Consider the following 14595-nt stretch of genomic DNA (forward strand, 5'->3'; position numbering starts at 1 on the left):
AAGATGTAATACTGGTTTAATTTTCACACTTCATTAAACCCTGTGCATCATAGGTAATGAGAACAAATAAATATTGACAATCGTTAGCGCAAACATTAGTAAATAATATGGCAGAACCGCCTTAAAGCTTGATTTTTTACCCATTCTGTACACAACATAAGTGGTACCTACCCAACCGATTAAAATAATCGCATACTGAATCATTTGAACTGTTGGTGTCGAAGCCAAGCTTAAGCTTGATGGATTAGACTGTACTCCAAATAAACCAATTGAGTTATACCAGATTGCTTTTCCTTCAGTAAAGATGTGGAACAGGTTATGACCTAAGTGGCCGGCAAGATCCAACGGAATAATCGCATAGCCAAAACGGGTAAAGTTCTTTTTCACAGTACCTTCCATTCCAAATAATGACGCAATCTTTGCCGTTCCTAACAATAATAGAATCGGAATAGCCATCGCAATGATAAAGGCTACTGTAAAATTAACCGTGTAATTAGTGGTTCCTGTCACAGTCCCAATCGCACTTAGAATATCCTGCCATGGTTCAAGCATCGTAATATTTTGGACGAAAACGATACCCATGATAACAGCAGCAAGGGATGCATGCTCAATCTTCGGATTTTTTAAGTCCCACAGTTCTTTTGTTGGAATTCTCGTCTCAATTTTAATAGAGTTGTTAGGACAGTTTTTCACACAGTTAGCACAAAGATTACACTCCGCACTGGATTCCATCGTTCTTGGAAATTGGAACATTGGACACCCTTCGACCTTTTCGGTTCCCCGATAGCAGGATTGCACTTTACACGTTTTGCAAATATCAGGTGTAGTGGTTAACTTAACTGCCCCTGATCTGGAATAGTTTCCGGCCAATCCGCCCAGGAAGCAAAGTGTTTTACAGAAAGTTCTTCTTTCATAAAAAACAGAAGTCGCTACTACCATTGTTACGAGCAGCAGCAATAAATATCCGGAACCCCTTGGGGATTCTACAATGCCCCAAACGTGGTCACTATACGTAATTGCAATAAAGAATAAATCTATCAACCATATTCCGTATTTTCTTAGAAACTTTGGCATCGGCCGGTTCGCGCCGATGGTTTTTCGAACAATGTCACTCAATTTACCAAACGGACAGATTGCACACCAGAAGCGGCCGGCAACTAAGAAAATAATTGGAATGATCGGCCACCACAGTACCCAGGTCATCGTTGTTCCAAAGTTCTTACTTGGGTTGACCGTACCCATAACTAATTCAAATACAATGATCGAAAACACGGTAATAACAATCCATTGAAAAATTCCGGGATACCATTTGCTTTTGACAAACTTTTTTACAAATGGAATGGAAAGCAGGTCAAAAGGTGCTTTTTCTGGTTTTATTTTTCCCTCAGGCATTGCCATAGTTATTTCTCCTTCCTTCTAAACCATTTGTTCCAAATGCCAATCATAACAAATGATAGATTTACAGCTCCATATGTTCCTAACACTTTATAATTTGGCGGTGTTTCGGCTACTGCACCGTGACTGTGTCCGCCTCCCTCTTCATGAGTAGCTTGATCATTGCTTCCACTTTCATGGTTCATACCCTCCATGTTGGCATGATCACTGCTTCTGCCATCATGGTCCATTCCTTCCATGTTCTCATGATCCTCATTGCTTGCCTGTGAACCACTTTTGAAGCTTTCTGCCGCTTTCTTGACACTTTCATCATGCGAGTGACCCTCATCTGCTAAAGCTTTTAAATCAAATGAGAAAATAAATGCTAAAGCAAATAAAACGAGAAATATCCTTTTCACTTTTTGCACCTCCATTAAGTTTAGTAACTTATTATCTGTTTGCTTTATGCCTATAATTTAGTGGGTAAGTTTGCAGTTTCTATGCATTTTTGATGAAGATAATATGGCAGCATATATATCTATTAGGATTGTTCATTTTTTTGTCAAAACTTCACTAAGGGCTAAATCTTCATAACATTGACACGAGATATCCATTTTTTCTGCATATTTTTGCTCTATGATGAAGGTATAAACAAAGGAAGGAGATGCTAAAAGTGAAGAAGTTAGCGTTTGGATTATTTTCTGCTGCATTAATCCTGGGAGCAGGCACGGCGGTATTTGCTGCTGGAAATAATAACACTGGAGAAGGCCTAAGCTTTGATAAGATGCTTCCTTTCATGCAAAAAATGCACCCGGATTCCTCTAAACAAGAGTTAGAGGACATGTACAAAGCCTGCCATGAAAAGGGCGAATGATGGGAGGAACATCGGAAACCAAAAGTGAAAATATGATGAACCAATTTTAACGATGAGGTGATTTGACATGATGGGCTCTTATGGAATGATGGGCGGAACCATGGGAGTGGTAATGTGTATCCTGATGTGGCTGATAGGTCTTGCTGTTATAGGCGGAGTTGTTTATTTTGCAGTTAAATTAGCATTACGAAATCAAAAAATGAACTAAATTGTTTAAAAGGCTTGGCGTTACTGCCAAGCCTTTTATATCTTCAATAAGTGAACGCTATTTAGATGAAAGTTCACTTTCTGTTACCCATTTATGGTTTGTCACTTTTTCTCCACCTGTAGTTGGTGTGTAATCAACCATGTATACGGTTGTTTGTTCTGCTGAATCGATTGTGCCTGTTGCCCCCTTCATCCCTTTCATGTGGTCTGCTTCAATCGTTACTTCCGACCCTGGTTTTAAAGGTTCACTACCAGCATTTTTAAACTCCTCTTGAATAACCCATTTGTGGTTCTTTACTTTTTCTCCTCCTGTAGTTGGGGTATAGGTAACAGCATATGCTATCGTATCATACGCACCTACGATCGTTGCTTCAGCACCGTCCATCCCCTCCATATGTTCTGTGTGAATAATTGCTTTATCCCCTACTTTATAGGTTGGATTCTCTTTTACTTTTAATCCTTTAGGAACTTCTCCTGAACTAGAATGTTCCATATCCATACCTTTATGTCCCATATCTTTAGTTTGTTCCGAACCCTTTTGATTACCATTGCTTGCACAAGCAGATAACATCAGCATGAATGCTAAAGAAATAAAACCTATTAACGCTCTTTTACTTTTCATGGTTTCCTCCTTACAAGTTAATTTAAATTGAATATTACTAAATAAATGTGCAGAAATTATGGATTTATATATATCCATAGTAGGAATTTAGGAAACTATATTTCGAGCCTCAAAGAAGTCTTGAAAAATTATAATGCCTGTTCTTTCATTATTTTTATTTCCTACAAAAAAATAAATAAACTCTTTTGGTTAATACTCCAAAGCACAGTATGTATTTAATATTCTTAATATTATTTTTATTATACTGCTATTGTACTAGATAGTATTTTAGTATTATAATATGGTAGTGTGATAAAGGATTAAAGTAAAAATTAAATATAAAGGTGGTTTATATAACAATGAAACGTTTAGCAACTATGATTCTATCAATAGCTGCCGTATTTTCCATCGTAACGGGATGTTCTTCCAATTCCGCTGAAAAAGCAGCTAAGGCCGACGACACGCTAGTCATTGGTATCGATGATAAATTTGCCCCTATGGGATTCCGCGATGAAAAGAACGAAATTGTTGGTTTTGATATTGATTATGCAAAAGCAACGGCTGAAAAAATGGGTCAAAAGGTTACATTCCAGCCTATCGATTGGAAAACAAAAGAGTCCGAATTAAGCTCTGGCCGAATCGACCTCATCTGGAACGGTTACACTATTACAGATGAACGTAAAAAGAAAGTACTTTTTACAAAGCCTTATTTAAAAAATGCCCAGGTAGTTGTTACTCGCTCTGATTCTAACATAAAAAAATTAGTTGATTTAGAAGGCAAAGTGGTTGGCTTGCAATCTCTTTCTTCTGCATCGGATGCCTTAGATGCTAATCCAATTAAAGACAAAATCAAAACAGTAACAGAATTCAAAGACAACGTCCTTGCGTTGAACGACCTAAAGAGTGGCCGTTTGGATGCTGTTGTCATTGATGAGGTTGTTATTAAGTATTACATGTCCAAAGAAAAAGAATCCTTTAAAATTCTCGATGAATCCCTTGCTCCTGAAGAGTACGGAATCGGTGTAAAAAAAGGAAATGAAAAGCTTCTAGATAAACTGCAAAAAGCCTTAGATGAAATGAACGAAGACGGCACTGCCGCGAAAATTTCAGAAAAGTGGTTTGGCGAAGATAAAGTTTTAAAATAATAATAATGAAGATTATACGGAACAGGATTTCCATGGGAAACCCTGTTTTGTTTTTGGAGGAATCCTTCTATGTCATTTGATTATATCGACTCCATTCTTGGACCCATGCTCGAAGGGGCACAGATGACCATCCTGTTGTTTTTAATTGCCATTGTCGTATCGATACCGCTAGGCTTTTTATTGACATTGGCAGTCAGAAGCCGCTTTAAGACGTTATCCTGGATTGCCCAGGGCTATATTTATGTGATGCGCGGCACGCCGCTTTTGCTGCAGCTATTATTCATTTGTTTCGGATTGCCGATGATTCCAGTTATCGGTGAATATTTGGTGTTAGATCGCTTTGTTGCAGCTTGTTTAGGGTTTATCCTGAACTATGCGGCCTATTTTGCGGAAATTTTTCGCGGCGGACTATTAGCCATTGATAAAGGCCAATATGAAGCGGCCCAGGTTCTTGGCTTAAATAAATTTCAAACATTGACACGCGTCATTTTGCCGCAGATGTTCCGCATTGCTCTTCCGGCAGTGGCAAACGAATCAGTGACACTAGTTAAGGACACCGCTCTCCTTTATGCCGTTGCTGTTCCAGAATTGCTCCACTTTGCGGAAACAGCGGTAAACCGTGATTTTACGATTACACCTTTCCTTGTGGCCGGTATTATTTATTTAATTATGACGTTAATCTTAACGATGTTCTTTAAATGGTTTGAGAAGCGGTTCAAATTTGCATAAGAAAGGGGCTGAACAGATATGGCAATAATCGAAGTGTCGAATCTAAAAAAGTCCTATGGCAATTTAGATGTACTAAAACAAATTACCTTTGATGTAAATAAAAATGATGTAGTGGCGGTGATCGGCCCCTCCGGTTCTGGAAAAAGTACGATGCTTCGCAGCCTGGTACAGCTTGAAACAATTGACGGAGGAAGCATCCGTGTTTCCGGAGATTATTTGGTGAAGGATGGCGTCTATTCTAGACCTGCCGATATCAAGAATATTACCGCCAAGATGGGTATGGTCTTCCAGCACTTTAACCTTTTTCCACACTTAACGGTTAAGGAAAACCTGGAGCTTGCCCCTAGATTGGTAAAAAAGGAGTCTTTCGCCACTATCCAACAGCAGAGCGCAGAAATACTGCAAAAAATTGGCCTTGCCGGTCACTCGAATGCCTACCCAGCTAACTTATCAGGCGGACAAAAACAAAGGGTAGCCATCGCGCGTGCTCTGATGATGAATCCTGATATACTGCTGTTTGATGAACCGACTTCTGCTTTGGACCCGGAGTTAACAGGAGAGGTTCTGCAGGTAATGAAGGAACTAGCCAAAGAACACATGACGATGATTGTCGTAACCCATGAAATGGGCTTTGCCAAAGAGGTAGCCAACCGTGTTATTTTTATGGATAACGGGGAGATTGTTGAATCTGGCCATCCAGCTGAGCTTTTTGAAAAACCGCAGCATGAACGGACGAAGGCTTTCTTGAACCGCAGTTTGAAATAATTTAGATAAAAGTAAAAGCCGAAACCCTTTGGTAGCAGTATTAGTAAATAACATAATTTTTACAACACAAATCATAGTATATTGCACAGTCCATAAGGCTTTGAGATGAAAATGTCTCTAAGCCTTTTTTCACTAAAGCGACCGTAAGTTGTATAAGTTCATTTGATAAATAAGGGAAGGAATTTCCCTTAAATAATAAATAAGATTAAAAATAACTTAAATAGGCGAAGAAATTTCCCCTATTGACTAAAAAAACTTCAGTATTGGGTATTTTGCTTTGTTTAAGCGAAAAACCTTCCCTTATTTACGCCTGAATGAGCCCAATTCTACATTTAACGGAAAAATCTTCGCTTATTTTACTACCACAAATTACTCAATTAAGAATAAGACTTCTTATGTTTCAAAAAAATCAAGTGAACTTTATTTAAGCAATTAAAATTCTCTAAAATGGTGATAAATCAATAAAAATCGCACTGTGAATCATATTGTGAATTCAAGTGCGTTTTGCTGTGTAGTTTATAATGATTGCACCTCTAAAGTAAACCCGTTAAACCTTATGGTCGGCTTTTATTTTTATAAAGACCAATAAGTTAACGTATCAAAAATTCCTAAAAGCAACAAAATGATGCCAGCAGCTTTTTGAATGAATGCCCCAAACTTTCTCCCTTTTTTCATGATTGCACCGCTTCCACCGAGATACCAAATGATTAAAATGATAATCCATAATGGAATGGCAGTACCAAGGGCAAATACAGGAGGAAGAATAAATCCATATGGACTGGCAAGCACAACGGGCATTAAGGTAACAAAAAACAGAATAAACATGGTCGGACAAAAGGCAAGCGAAAAGCTAAACCCAAGCATAAAGGATCCAAAAGGATTTTCATGTTTGTACTCTTTTGTTCCCTTAAAAAGATTGAAAGTCCCTTTCAATTTTATGATTCCTATCATAAATAGTCCCACAAAAATTAATAATGGGCCCATAATCTTACGTAGCCATGGAAAAACAAAGGTAAGATTTTGTTCTATTTCTTTTCCCAGCAGCCAAACCAAAACACCTAATAGAGAAAATGCGATTATTTTCCCCAGAGTAAAAAAGAAAACATCCTTCCAGGCAATTTTCCGTTGAATCGAACGGTTGCCATAAAGGGTTATGGCACTAATATTCCCTGTCAGCTGGCAGGGGGCAAGGGCTCCTACCAACCCTAGAATTATAGCAAAAATAATCGGCCATGATTCTAAACTATTGGCCATCTCAAAAAATGGTTTACTTAATACTGCACTAATTTGGCTAAATAAATTGTACATGATATCACCTTAAATACCATTTTAATAGAATTAGTCTAACACACAAACGTGCAGGTTTTATGGAGAAAAAATGACGAAATCCAAACCTTTTAAAGGTCATCAGTACATATTCTTGATACAGGAACAATTTAAATTGCTTTTTTTGTAAAAAATCAGGGAACTATTCTTCTATCATTATGGTATAAACATGGTATAGGTGGTGGAAATATGAAAACAATTCTTCTTGTCGATGATGAAATTCGAATGCTTGACCTTTTGGGCCTTTACCTCACACCAAACGGCTACCGTTGCATTAAAGCAGAATCCGGTAAACAGGCGTTAAATTTTTTAAAAAGGGAGAAATCCGACCTGGTTATTTTGGATGTGATGATGCCGGAAATGGACGGTTGGGTAACCTGCCAAAAAATCCGGGAGTTTTCAGATGTCCCAATCATCATGCTTACGGCTCGAAGTGAAACGGCAGACGTAGTGAAAGGGCTGAAAAAAGGCGCTGATGATTATATAACCAAACCTTTTCACGAAGCGGAACTATTAGCTAGAGTGGAAGCACTTTTAAGAAGAACCGGCCAAGACAAGGATCAACATTTAGTTTTTAAAGGATTGGAATGGAAAGAAGATTCAGTTGAATTAAAATATCAAAACCAGCCTGTTTCAGTCACACCTAAAGAATTTGCTCTAATTGGTTTATTCTTAAAAAATCCACAAAAGGTATTCTCCCGTGAGCATTTACTTTCGACTATTTGGGGCCTAGAATCCAATATCGACGACCGAACCATTGATTCCCATATTCGTAATCTACGAGATAAATTACGAAATGCCGGGTTTCCGATTAATCAGCATCTTTTCACTGTATGGGGAGTCGGCTATAAATGGGTTAATGAGGGATCGGAATCGCAACGGAGTAAATTATGAAAATTTCCATTAAATTCGGTTTATGGTTCTTTTTCTGCATATTAGTCATCGAAGTCTTTTCGATGGGATTTCTTCATAACAATTTAGTTCATTCACAAGTGGACCGGGAAATACACGTACTGCAGGCTAGGGGAAACAGTCATCGTGCTGTCTTAGAAATTAGTGCAGACCCCTCCACTCTGCATCATATAGGTTTAATGGAATCCCACACGGATACAGAAGTCGTGATTACAGATACAAAGGGAAATGTTCTAGTTTCTTCTGGAAATATGGATAGCAATATTCAAGCAGTACTAAAAAAGTCAATCCCTAACCTTCCGCGAAATGGAAGTATCATAGAAGATGATTGGCAAAAGGAACCTTATATCGCAACCCTGACAGCTTATAATAGCCATGGAAAAAAAGCCGGATATGTTTATATGTTCAAGAACACGGTTGAGGTTCAAAAACTGATTACACAATTGAATAAGCATTTTCTTTTGGCGTCTCTATTGATTCTCTTCTTTATTCTGATTACGATTTTCTTTTTATCAAAGGTTTTAACGAAACCGCTAATATCAATGACGGAAGCAACTAAAAAATTAAGTAAAGGGGATTTTTCCGTCACACTTCCTACGCCTTCCCGGGATGAATTAGGGGAACTATCCCAATCCATTGAAACATTGGCGAATGACCTAAATCACCTAAAAAAAGAACGAAATGAATTTTTGGCCAGTGTTTCACACGAACTGCGAACGCCGCTGACCTATATTAGCGGATACGCTGATATCGCTAGGAGACAGGGGCTGGATGAAAAGGACAGGGACCAATACCTGAATATCATCCAGGAAGAATCCCAGCGTGTCAGCGAATTATTGAAGGAGTTATTTGACCTGGCGAAGTTAGACCAAAACGCATTTTCTATTATTAAGGAAAAAGTGGAATTATGTATTTTTTTAAAGTCGGTCTATGAAAAAGTGCTGCCTGCCTTTAATAATAAGGGAATTCGTTTATTCGTAGATTGTCCGAAAAGTTTGTCTGTAGAAATAGACTCAGTTCGGTTTGAACAAGTAATCTTAAACCTGCTCGATAACAGTCTTAAATACTCGAAAGAGGGTACGACAACCTTTATCACAGTGCTGGAAGAGAACGAAACCATCCGGCTTAACATTCAGGATCAGGGAGTTGGCATACCTCAAGAGGACCTCCCTTATATTTTTGACCGTTTATATAGAGTGGATAAATCCCGATCAAGGGCAACCGGCGGCTTTGGGCTGGGCCTTGCCATTGTAAAACAATTAGTGGAAGCACACGGCGGAGAAATTACGGTTGAAAGTAAAGTGGGGCAGGGCACTTGTTTTATCATAACATTAAGGAAATAAATAAAGGCAGCAGGAAATTGGTACTCCTCCCTGCTGCCTTGTCCTGCTTTATACATTTTTTTGCTTAATTTGCTACACGTTTCTGTTCATCTTTTTCAGACTTTTTATAACCATCAGCCCAGAAATCTGCATTCTTGATACCCAGTTTTGTTGAATTGAACTCTGGATCCAGCCCTTGCTTCAGCTGTGCTTCATAATCCTTTAAAGCAATATGTGCTGGTTTGAATAATAAAAGAATGGCCAGCAAGTTCAACCATACCATTATTCCAAGTCCGATATCCCCCATGGCCCACGCGGTTGCTGCTGTTTTTACGGACCCATAGAAAGTAGCACCTAAGAGAACAATCTTTAAAACTGTCATAGACAATTTTCTATTTTTACCTTTTACTAAATAGGCAAGATTGGTTTCTGCAATATAGTAATAGGCAAATATGGTTGTAAAAGCAAAGAAGAATAAAGCGATAGCAATGAATCCTGAACCTAATCCAGGCAGGATGGTATCAACTGCCGCTTGCGTGAAAGCAGGACCACTCTCCACTCCCTTGAGGTGCTCAACTAGGATTTTTCCAGTTTTTTCATTAATGGTATTATACGAATTTGTAAATAAAATCATAAGTGCAGTCGATGTAACGACTAGGAATACATCAAGATAGATCGAAAATGCTTGTACAAGTCCTTGTTTTGCCGGGTGTGATACTTCTGCTGCCGCTGCGGGGTGGGCACCTGTACCTTGTCCTGCTTCATTCGCATATAGACCGCGTTTTACACCCCACATGATGGTCGAACCGAGTATTCCGCCAAACATTTCTTCTGCTCCGAAAGCACTCTTAAAAATAAGGGAAAATACTTCTGGAATTCTATCAAAATTAACCGCAATGATGGCAATAGCAATCAATAAATATGCACCGGCCATAAACGGCACGACAACTTCTGCGACTCTAGCAATACGCTTAACCCCGCCGAAAATAATAAGACCCATTAGGACCACAACTACTAAACCAGTAACCGTCCTGTCAATGCCAAATGCATTGCTGATGCCCTCTGCGATGGAGTTTGCCTGAATACCCGGCATCAATACAGCCATAGCAAGGAGAGTGGCAATCGCAAAAATAACCGCAAACCATTTCCATCCAAGCCCTTTTTCAATATAGAAGGCCGGACCGCCTCGATACTCTCCGTCCTGCTTTTCCTTGTAAATTTGCGCAAGTGTGGATTCCACAAAAGCGGATGCTGCACCAATAAAGGTAATCACCCACATCCAAAACACAGAACCTGGTCCTCCAAAGGCAATTCCCGTTGCCGTTCCAGCAATGTTCCCGACACCTATACGGCCTGATAATGACATGGCCAATGCTTGAAAGGAAGATACCCCCTCATTGGAACTTTTACCGGAAGAGATTAACCGAATCATTTCTTTAAAATGACGAATTTGCAAAAATCCGGTGCGGAAACTAAAGTACAGCCCTACCGCAACGATGAAGACGATGAGTGGCGGGCTCCATAAATAACCTGTAATGATTGTGACCAGTTTCTCAAACATAATTTTCCCCCTCTGTTATGTACTGCAAATTTCCCCTCAAAGATGTTATATAACAAGGTGATAAAAAAATTATAAATTAATTGATGATAATATTACAATAGAATATTTTATCTATTTTGACTTTACTGAAATATTTTTATTTATTGACTCTTGGACTGTTTTGGTTTTTTTGAACCCCCAAAAGACCATTCAAGATTAATTTGGACTAATTAAAGTTTAATTTAACAAGATTACCTTCTTTATCCTCATACTTTCTTAATCCTCAGGGAATTTTATTAAGGGTTTCTTTAAAAAATCAATTTGCTGCTTTCATTCTCTGCAAAGGAGTGGTTGTCATTCATGACAATACAGGTAATAGTATGAACAAGGACTCATTGAAATGGCTGCTGGTGTCTACTTTAAAAGGAATCTCTCAAGTAATTTTAATTGAAAATGCCATCTCTGGGTTTATTATTCTGGCTGCAATCACCATCGCCTCCGTTTCTCTAGGGGTGGTCACACTTTTGTCAGCTGTTATCGGAACTTTAATCGGAAAAATTGGCGGGGCTGATGCAGAAAGCGTCAATCAGGGGTTATATGGATATAATTCAGTACTCACTGGGATGGCCCTTTCCTTATTTCTAAGCGGTGATGACCGATTTCTCATTGCATTGGTTGGAGCTGCCATTGCATCCGTTTTTACAGCTGCGATGGCCCATTTCATGCGGCAAACGGGGATACCAGTTCTTACATTTCCATTTATTGTCCTAACCTGGTTCTTGCTGCTCACTACTTACCGCCTGGTTTCATTTAAGATAAGCCCAAATCTCACCCCACAATCTTTATCTAATTGGACGTTAAATATCAAAGGGGAGACAGACTGGCTTGATGGTGCTGTGAATGGAATTGGACAAATTTTTTTTCTGGATAACAATTTGTCCGGGGTGTTACTTTTTATCGCAGTGTTTTGGGCAGGATGGAGATTGGGAGTTTACGCAATCATCGGGAATGCAGCGGCTTTGTTAACATCATACGGCCTTGGTGCAGAACATCATTTGATTTTTATGGGGCTTTACGGATACAATGCAATACTAACAATGATTGCTGTAGCCATTGTATTTAAAGAAAACGCCAAATATCCACTAATAACTGGTATTATCGCTGCTTGTTTAACCGTTCCCATTGCCGGCAGTGTTGTAACCTGGCTCTTACCATACGGACTTCCGGCATTGACCATGCCTTTCGTGTTATGCACATGGCTGTTTCTGGCTGCTAGAAAAGTCATGCCTAGATTTTAATAAAAGTTAAAAGGATGCCCTTTTTGGACATCCTTTTGCCGTTACTCGAGATGCTCTTGCATCATATCATAGACCTGGGATTCAACTGCACTTACATGCTCTTCTTCAAACCTTTGTTTGGGGTGGGGCTGATACCAATGGATTTTATCATCTTTAACCATTCCCTTATACTCTTGACCCTCAATACTTAGTGAAAAATGCGGGTGTTTTCGGACTGAATCCTCAAATAAATGGTTGACTTCAAAATTTTCAAACATGCCCTTAACCTCCTTTTTTCAATTAGAGTTTTTCCATAAACTTAAAGACGTATGCGGAGGTTACATCCAAAGGTTAAATAAACCATCATTTATGCCTAGATTATACATATAGTAAAACCCAAACACAGTACTTACAGCGCCTGCAGTTAAAATCAAGGCCTTACTTGTAACCATTTGTTTCATACTCATAATGAACGGAATGCCAATAATTGTTGTAAAAATTAACATGCCAATGACCGTACCTATGCCAAACACGATAATATATAATGCTCCCTGCCACACCGAATGAACCGTGCTCATCGTCAGCAGCACCATTGCCGCACTGCCGGCAAGCCCGTGAACAAACCCGATGAATAAGGATTTATAATATCTGCCCCGATTTACAATCGCAGGATTATGTACGTGGCCATGTTGGTGGTTAGTCGTACGTTTTTTTCGAATCGATAACATCGCCGCGATACCTAAGTATACAAGCATAATTCCGACCAAAAATTCCAACGTCATAGACCATTTTTCCGGAATATCATTTTTCATTAAAATTAACAAAATCCCAATAATAAATAGTGTGGCTGTATGCCCAATTCCCCAAAAAACGCCGGCAAGCGATGCATGCCAAAGCTTTTTGCTCTGGCTTGCAATCGTCGAAACTGCAATCACATGATCCGGTTCAATCGCATGCCTGATGCCCAAAATAAACCCTAACGTCAATACCGAAAAAAAGGTAACATCCATTTTCTTTCCTCCCCAACTTACTTTTATCTATCTATTAAAAACCCGGCAGCCATTTTGGTTTACCGGGTTAACTATCAATATTTTCTAAGAAAGCTTGGTTTCCTGCTAAACCATTCCTGGCTAATCATCCGATGAATGTCCGAAAAAATTTTTTCAATCACCTGAGTGGAATTCGCAAACACGCGTAACGTAAATCCCGGGACTGGCAGTGAGGACAGTCCAACTTTATAATCATTTGTATTCATTTCAATTGCTAAATATAACTGGTCAAGCAAGGAACTGCCGGACTGCATCCCAACCACAAGCATCGAGCCCAAGTGGGAATACCCCTCCATAAAACCGAGACCACTTAAATTTTGCTGGGATGGTTTTAATTTTATATGGTCGTAAACTACGAGTTCATCATCAATGTAAATCTCATTCAACAATTGGATTGTTTCATAGCTGAAATGTTCTCCTTCTGGTGACCAGCCAGGGGTAATGATGTCCGAATAAAGAAAAGTGGCAGTTTTGTCCATCCGAATCACATTTTTTTGTTTATATTTCGCATTCTGATAAGCAATTAACGGATCAGGAATAAACTCAAGGTAGCTGCCTGCCTGAAGAGTAATCTCTGATTCCTGGTAGGCATGCCTTTTCGGTGTTTTATAAATCTTTGTGGCTCCTTGAGTGGTCAGTGTCATCCTGGCATTCTCACCGAGGGAAACCTTCATTTGATAGCGGTCACCATCCAAATAGCCGCCGCCAGGATTTAATAAATAATAGCAGGCCTGACCGGAATTATCATGGTAAATAGGGCGCATTACTTTAAATGCGCCCTGAAAATACACATTTTTCGCGACAGTCTTTCCTTTCCGTTCCTCTGCTTCGAGATGAAGAACACCTGTCCAGTCCTTCATGGTTAGGCCAATCCTTTTAATAATGCATTTTCCTTTAACCAATCAATCACATGATCCAGCCCTGAATCATCTTTTAGATTGGTAAAGACAAATGGTTTGTCACCGCGGAAAACCTTTGTATCTGACTCCATGACGTCAAGCCTTGCTCCGACATGCGGGGCTAAATCGGTCTTGTTGATAATAAATAAATCCGATTTAATCATTCCTTGCCCGCCCTTGCGCGGAATTTTTTCTCCTTGAGCCACATCAATAATATAGATGGAGAAGTCGACCAATTCCGGGCTGAAGGTGGCTGCCAGATTATCGCCGCCGCTTTCCACAAAAATCAGCTCGACATCCGGATGTTTTTCTTTTAGTTCGTTAATTGCCGCAAAATTCATTGAAGCATCTTCACGAATGGCCGTATGCGGACAGCCGCCGGTCTCCACGCCAATAATCCGGTCAGAAGGAAGTACGCCGTTTTGCATTAAAAATTTAGCATCTTCCTTTGTATAGATATCATTTGTCACAACTGCCATGCTAATTTCATCATTCAATTTACGTGTTAATTTTTCCACTAACATCGTTTTTCCTGCCCCAACAGGGCCGCCTACACCGATTTTAATTGGATCCAT

General features: G+C 39.3%; 17 protein-coding genes. 8 read left to right on the top strand and 9 right to left on the bottom strand.

Features of this window, described 5'->3' with window-relative positions:
• Positions 1 to 33: 33 nt before the first annotated feature.
• Together ACNQGS_RS06675 and ACNQGS_RS06680 are read right to left on the bottom strand one after the other, a co-directional pair.
• Positions 34 to 1398 (bottom strand): 4Fe-4S binding protein, encoded by a 1365-nt coding sequence (locus ACNQGS_RS06675; protein WP_491486652.1) that lies wholly within the window; start codon positions 1396 to 1398, stop codon positions 34 to 36.
• Positions 1399 to 1400: 2 nt separating this feature from the next.
• Positions 1401 to 1793: a hypothetical protein gene (locus tag ACNQGS_RS06680; protein ID WP_491486653.1), complete on the bottom strand. Its 393-nt coding sequence runs from the start codon at positions 1791 to 1793 to the stop codon at positions 1401 to 1403.
• Positions 1794 to 2047: 254 nt separating this feature from the next.
• Between ACNQGS_RS06680 and ACNQGS_RS06685 the strand changes: the two genes are divergently transcribed.
• Complete coding sequence (locus ACNQGS_RS06685) at positions 2048 to 2248, top strand: hypothetical protein (RefSeq protein WP_491486654.1); 201 nt, start codon at positions 2048 to 2050, stop codon at positions 2246 to 2248.
• Positions 2249 to 2315: 67 nt separating this feature from the next.
• Positions 2316 to 2456, top strand: a complete 141-nt coding sequence (locus tag ACNQGS_RS06690) for a hypothetical protein (RefSeq protein ID WP_213144183.1) — start codon at positions 2316 to 2318, stop codon at positions 2454 to 2456.
• Between the two features lie 57 nt (positions 2457 to 2513).
• On the opposite strand, the gene ACNQGS_RS06695 is transcribed toward ACNQGS_RS06690, so the two are convergent.
• The gene (locus ACNQGS_RS06695) at positions 2514 to 3077 is read right to left on the bottom strand and encodes a YdhK family protein (RefSeq protein WP_491486655.1); all 564 of its coding nucleotides are present in this window, start codon (positions 3075 to 3077) and stop codon (positions 2514 to 2516) included.
• Between the two features lie 338 nt (positions 3078 to 3415).
• Between ACNQGS_RS06695 and ACNQGS_RS06700 the strand changes: the two genes are divergently transcribed.
• From ACNQGS_RS06700 to ACNQGS_RS06710, 3 genes are all read left to right on the top strand, one after another.
• Positions 3416 to 4201 (top strand): amino acid ABC transporter substrate-binding protein, encoded by a 786-nt coding sequence (locus ACNQGS_RS06700; protein WP_491486656.1) that lies wholly within the window; start codon positions 3416 to 3418, stop codon positions 4199 to 4201.
• Between the two features lie 69 nt (positions 4202 to 4270).
• Entirely contained in the window at positions 4271 to 4930 is a 660-nt protein-coding gene (locus ACNQGS_RS06705) for an amino acid ABC transporter permease (RefSeq protein WP_491486657.1), read from the top strand.
• A gap of 18 nt (positions 4931 to 4948) precedes the next feature.
• The gene (locus tag ACNQGS_RS06710) at positions 4949 to 5695 is read left to right on the top strand and encodes an amino acid ABC transporter ATP-binding protein (RefSeq protein ID WP_491486658.1); all 747 of its coding nucleotides are present in this window, start codon (positions 4949 to 4951) and stop codon (positions 5693 to 5695) included.
• 573 nt (positions 5696 to 6268) lie between these two features.
• On the opposite strand, the gene ACNQGS_RS06715 is transcribed toward ACNQGS_RS06710, so the two are convergent.
• The gene (locus ACNQGS_RS06715; protein ID WP_491486659.1) at positions 6269 to 7003 is read right to left on the bottom strand and encodes an urease accessory protein UreH domain-containing protein; all 735 of its coding nucleotides are present in this window, start codon (positions 7001 to 7003) and stop codon (positions 6269 to 6271) included.
• A 207-nt stretch (positions 7004 to 7210) separates the two neighbouring features.
• Between ACNQGS_RS06715 and ACNQGS_RS06720 the strand changes: the two genes are divergently transcribed.
• Both ACNQGS_RS06720 and ACNQGS_RS06725 read left to right on the top strand, forming a co-directional pair.
• Positions 7211 to 7915 (top strand): response regulator transcription factor, encoded by a 705-nt coding sequence (locus tag ACNQGS_RS06720; protein WP_491486660.1) that lies wholly within the window; start codon positions 7211 to 7213, stop codon positions 7913 to 7915.
• On the top strand, positions 7912 to 9276 hold the full coding sequence (locus ACNQGS_RS06725; protein WP_491486661.1) for a sensor histidine kinase: 1365 nt from the start codon (positions 7912 to 7914) through the stop codon (positions 9274 to 9276). The genes ACNQGS_RS06720 and ACNQGS_RS06725 overlap by 4 nt, the downstream gene beginning before the upstream one ends.
• A 64-nt stretch (positions 9277 to 9340) precedes the next feature.
• Here ACNQGS_RS06725 and ACNQGS_RS06730 read toward each other — a convergent pair whose 3' ends face one another.
• Entirely contained in the window at positions 9341 to 10816 is a 1476-nt protein-coding gene (locus ACNQGS_RS06730) for an alanine/glycine:cation symporter family protein (protein WP_491486662.1), read from the bottom strand.
• A 359-nt stretch (positions 10817 to 11175) separates the two neighbouring features.
• Between ACNQGS_RS06730 and ACNQGS_RS06735 the strand changes: the two genes are divergently transcribed.
• Positions 11176 to 12093, top strand: a complete 918-nt coding sequence (locus ACNQGS_RS06735; RefSeq protein WP_491486663.1) for an urea transporter — start codon at positions 11176 to 11178, stop codon at positions 12091 to 12093.
• 41 nt (positions 12094 to 12134) lie between these two features.
• On the opposite strand, the gene ACNQGS_RS06740 is transcribed toward ACNQGS_RS06735, so the two are convergent.
• From ACNQGS_RS06740 to ureG, 4 genes are all read right to left on the bottom strand, one after another.
• Positions 12135 to 12350 carry a hypothetical protein gene (locus tag ACNQGS_RS06740; protein ID WP_491486664.1) on the bottom strand — a complete coding sequence of 72 codons (216 nt, stop codon included), beginning with the start codon at positions 12348 to 12350 and terminating at the stop codon, positions 12135 to 12137.
• A 60-nt stretch (positions 12351 to 12410) separates the two neighbouring features.
• Positions 12411 to 13082 (bottom strand): urease accessory protein UreH domain-containing protein, encoded by a 672-nt coding sequence (locus tag ACNQGS_RS06745; protein WP_491486665.1) that lies wholly within the window; start codon positions 13080 to 13082, stop codon positions 12411 to 12413.
• A 74-nt stretch (positions 13083 to 13156) separates the two neighbouring features.
• Entirely contained in the window at positions 13157 to 13981 is an 825-nt protein-coding gene (locus tag ACNQGS_RS06750; RefSeq protein ID WP_491486666.1) for an urease accessory protein UreD, read from the bottom strand.
• A 2-nt stretch (positions 13982 to 13983) separates the two neighbouring features.
• Entirely contained in the window at positions 13984 to 14595 is a 612-nt protein-coding gene (gene ureG, locus ACNQGS_RS06755) for an urease accessory protein UreG (RefSeq protein ID WP_423799635.1), read from the bottom strand.

Source organism: Neobacillus sp. PVCKKU3 (assembly GCF_058323225.1).

Bases quoted from the DNA above. Each gene is read 5' to 3' on its own strand.
- ACNQGS_RS06675 (WP_491486652.1), bottom strand. From the start codon at position 1,398: ATGGCAATGCCTGAGGGAAAAATAAAACCAGAAAAAGCACCTTTTGAC.
- ACNQGS_RS06690 (WP_213144183.1), top strand. From the start codon at position 2,316: ATGATGGGCTCTTATGGAATGATGGGCGGAACCATGGGAGTGGTAATG.
- ACNQGS_RS06695 (WP_491486655.1), bottom strand. From the start codon at position 3,077: ATGAAAAGTAAAAGAGCGTTAATAGGTTTTATTTCTTTAGCATTCATG.
- ACNQGS_RS06700 (WP_491486656.1), top strand. From the start codon at position 3,416: ATGAAACGTTTAGCAACTATGATTCTATCAATAGCTGCCGTATTTTCC.
- ACNQGS_RS06705 (WP_491486657.1), top strand. From the start codon at position 4,271: ATGTCATTTGATTATATCGACTCCATTCTTGGACCCATGCTCGAAGGG.
- ACNQGS_RS06710 (WP_491486658.1), top strand. From the start codon at position 4,949: ATGGCAATAATCGAAGTGTCGAATCTAAAAAAGTCCTATGGCAATTTA.
- ACNQGS_RS06715 (WP_491486659.1), bottom strand. From the start codon at position 7,003: ATGTACAATTTATTTAGCCAAATTAGTGCAGTATTAAGTAAACCATTT.
- ACNQGS_RS06720 (WP_491486660.1), top strand. From the start codon at position 7,211: ATGAAAACAATTCTTCTTGTCGATGATGAAATTCGAATGCTTGACCTT.
- ACNQGS_RS06725 (WP_491486661.1), top strand. From the start codon at position 7,912: ATGAAAATTTCCATTAAATTCGGTTTATGGTTCTTTTTCTGCATATTA.
- ACNQGS_RS06730 (WP_491486662.1), bottom strand. From the start codon at position 10,816: ATGTTTGAGAAACTGGTCACAATCATTACAGGTTATTTATGGAGCCCG.
- ACNQGS_RS06735 (WP_491486663.1), top strand. From the start codon at position 11,176: ATGAACAAGGACTCATTGAAATGGCTGCTGGTGTCTACTTTAAAAGGA.
- ACNQGS_RS06740 (WP_491486664.1), bottom strand. From the start codon at position 12,350: ATGTTTGAAAATTTTGAAGTCAACCATTTATTTGAGGATTCAGTCCGA.
- ACNQGS_RS06745 (WP_491486665.1), bottom strand. From the start codon at position 13,082: ATGGATGTTACCTTTTTTTCGGTATTGACGTTAGGGTTTATTTTGGGC.
- ACNQGS_RS06750 (WP_491486666.1), bottom strand. From the start codon at position 13,981: ATGAAGGACTGGACAGGTGTTCTTCATCTCGAAGCAGAGGAACGGAAA.
- ureG (WP_423799635.1), bottom strand. From the start codon at position 14,595: ATGGATCCAATTAAAATCGGTGTAGGCGGCCCTGTTGGGGCAGGAAAA.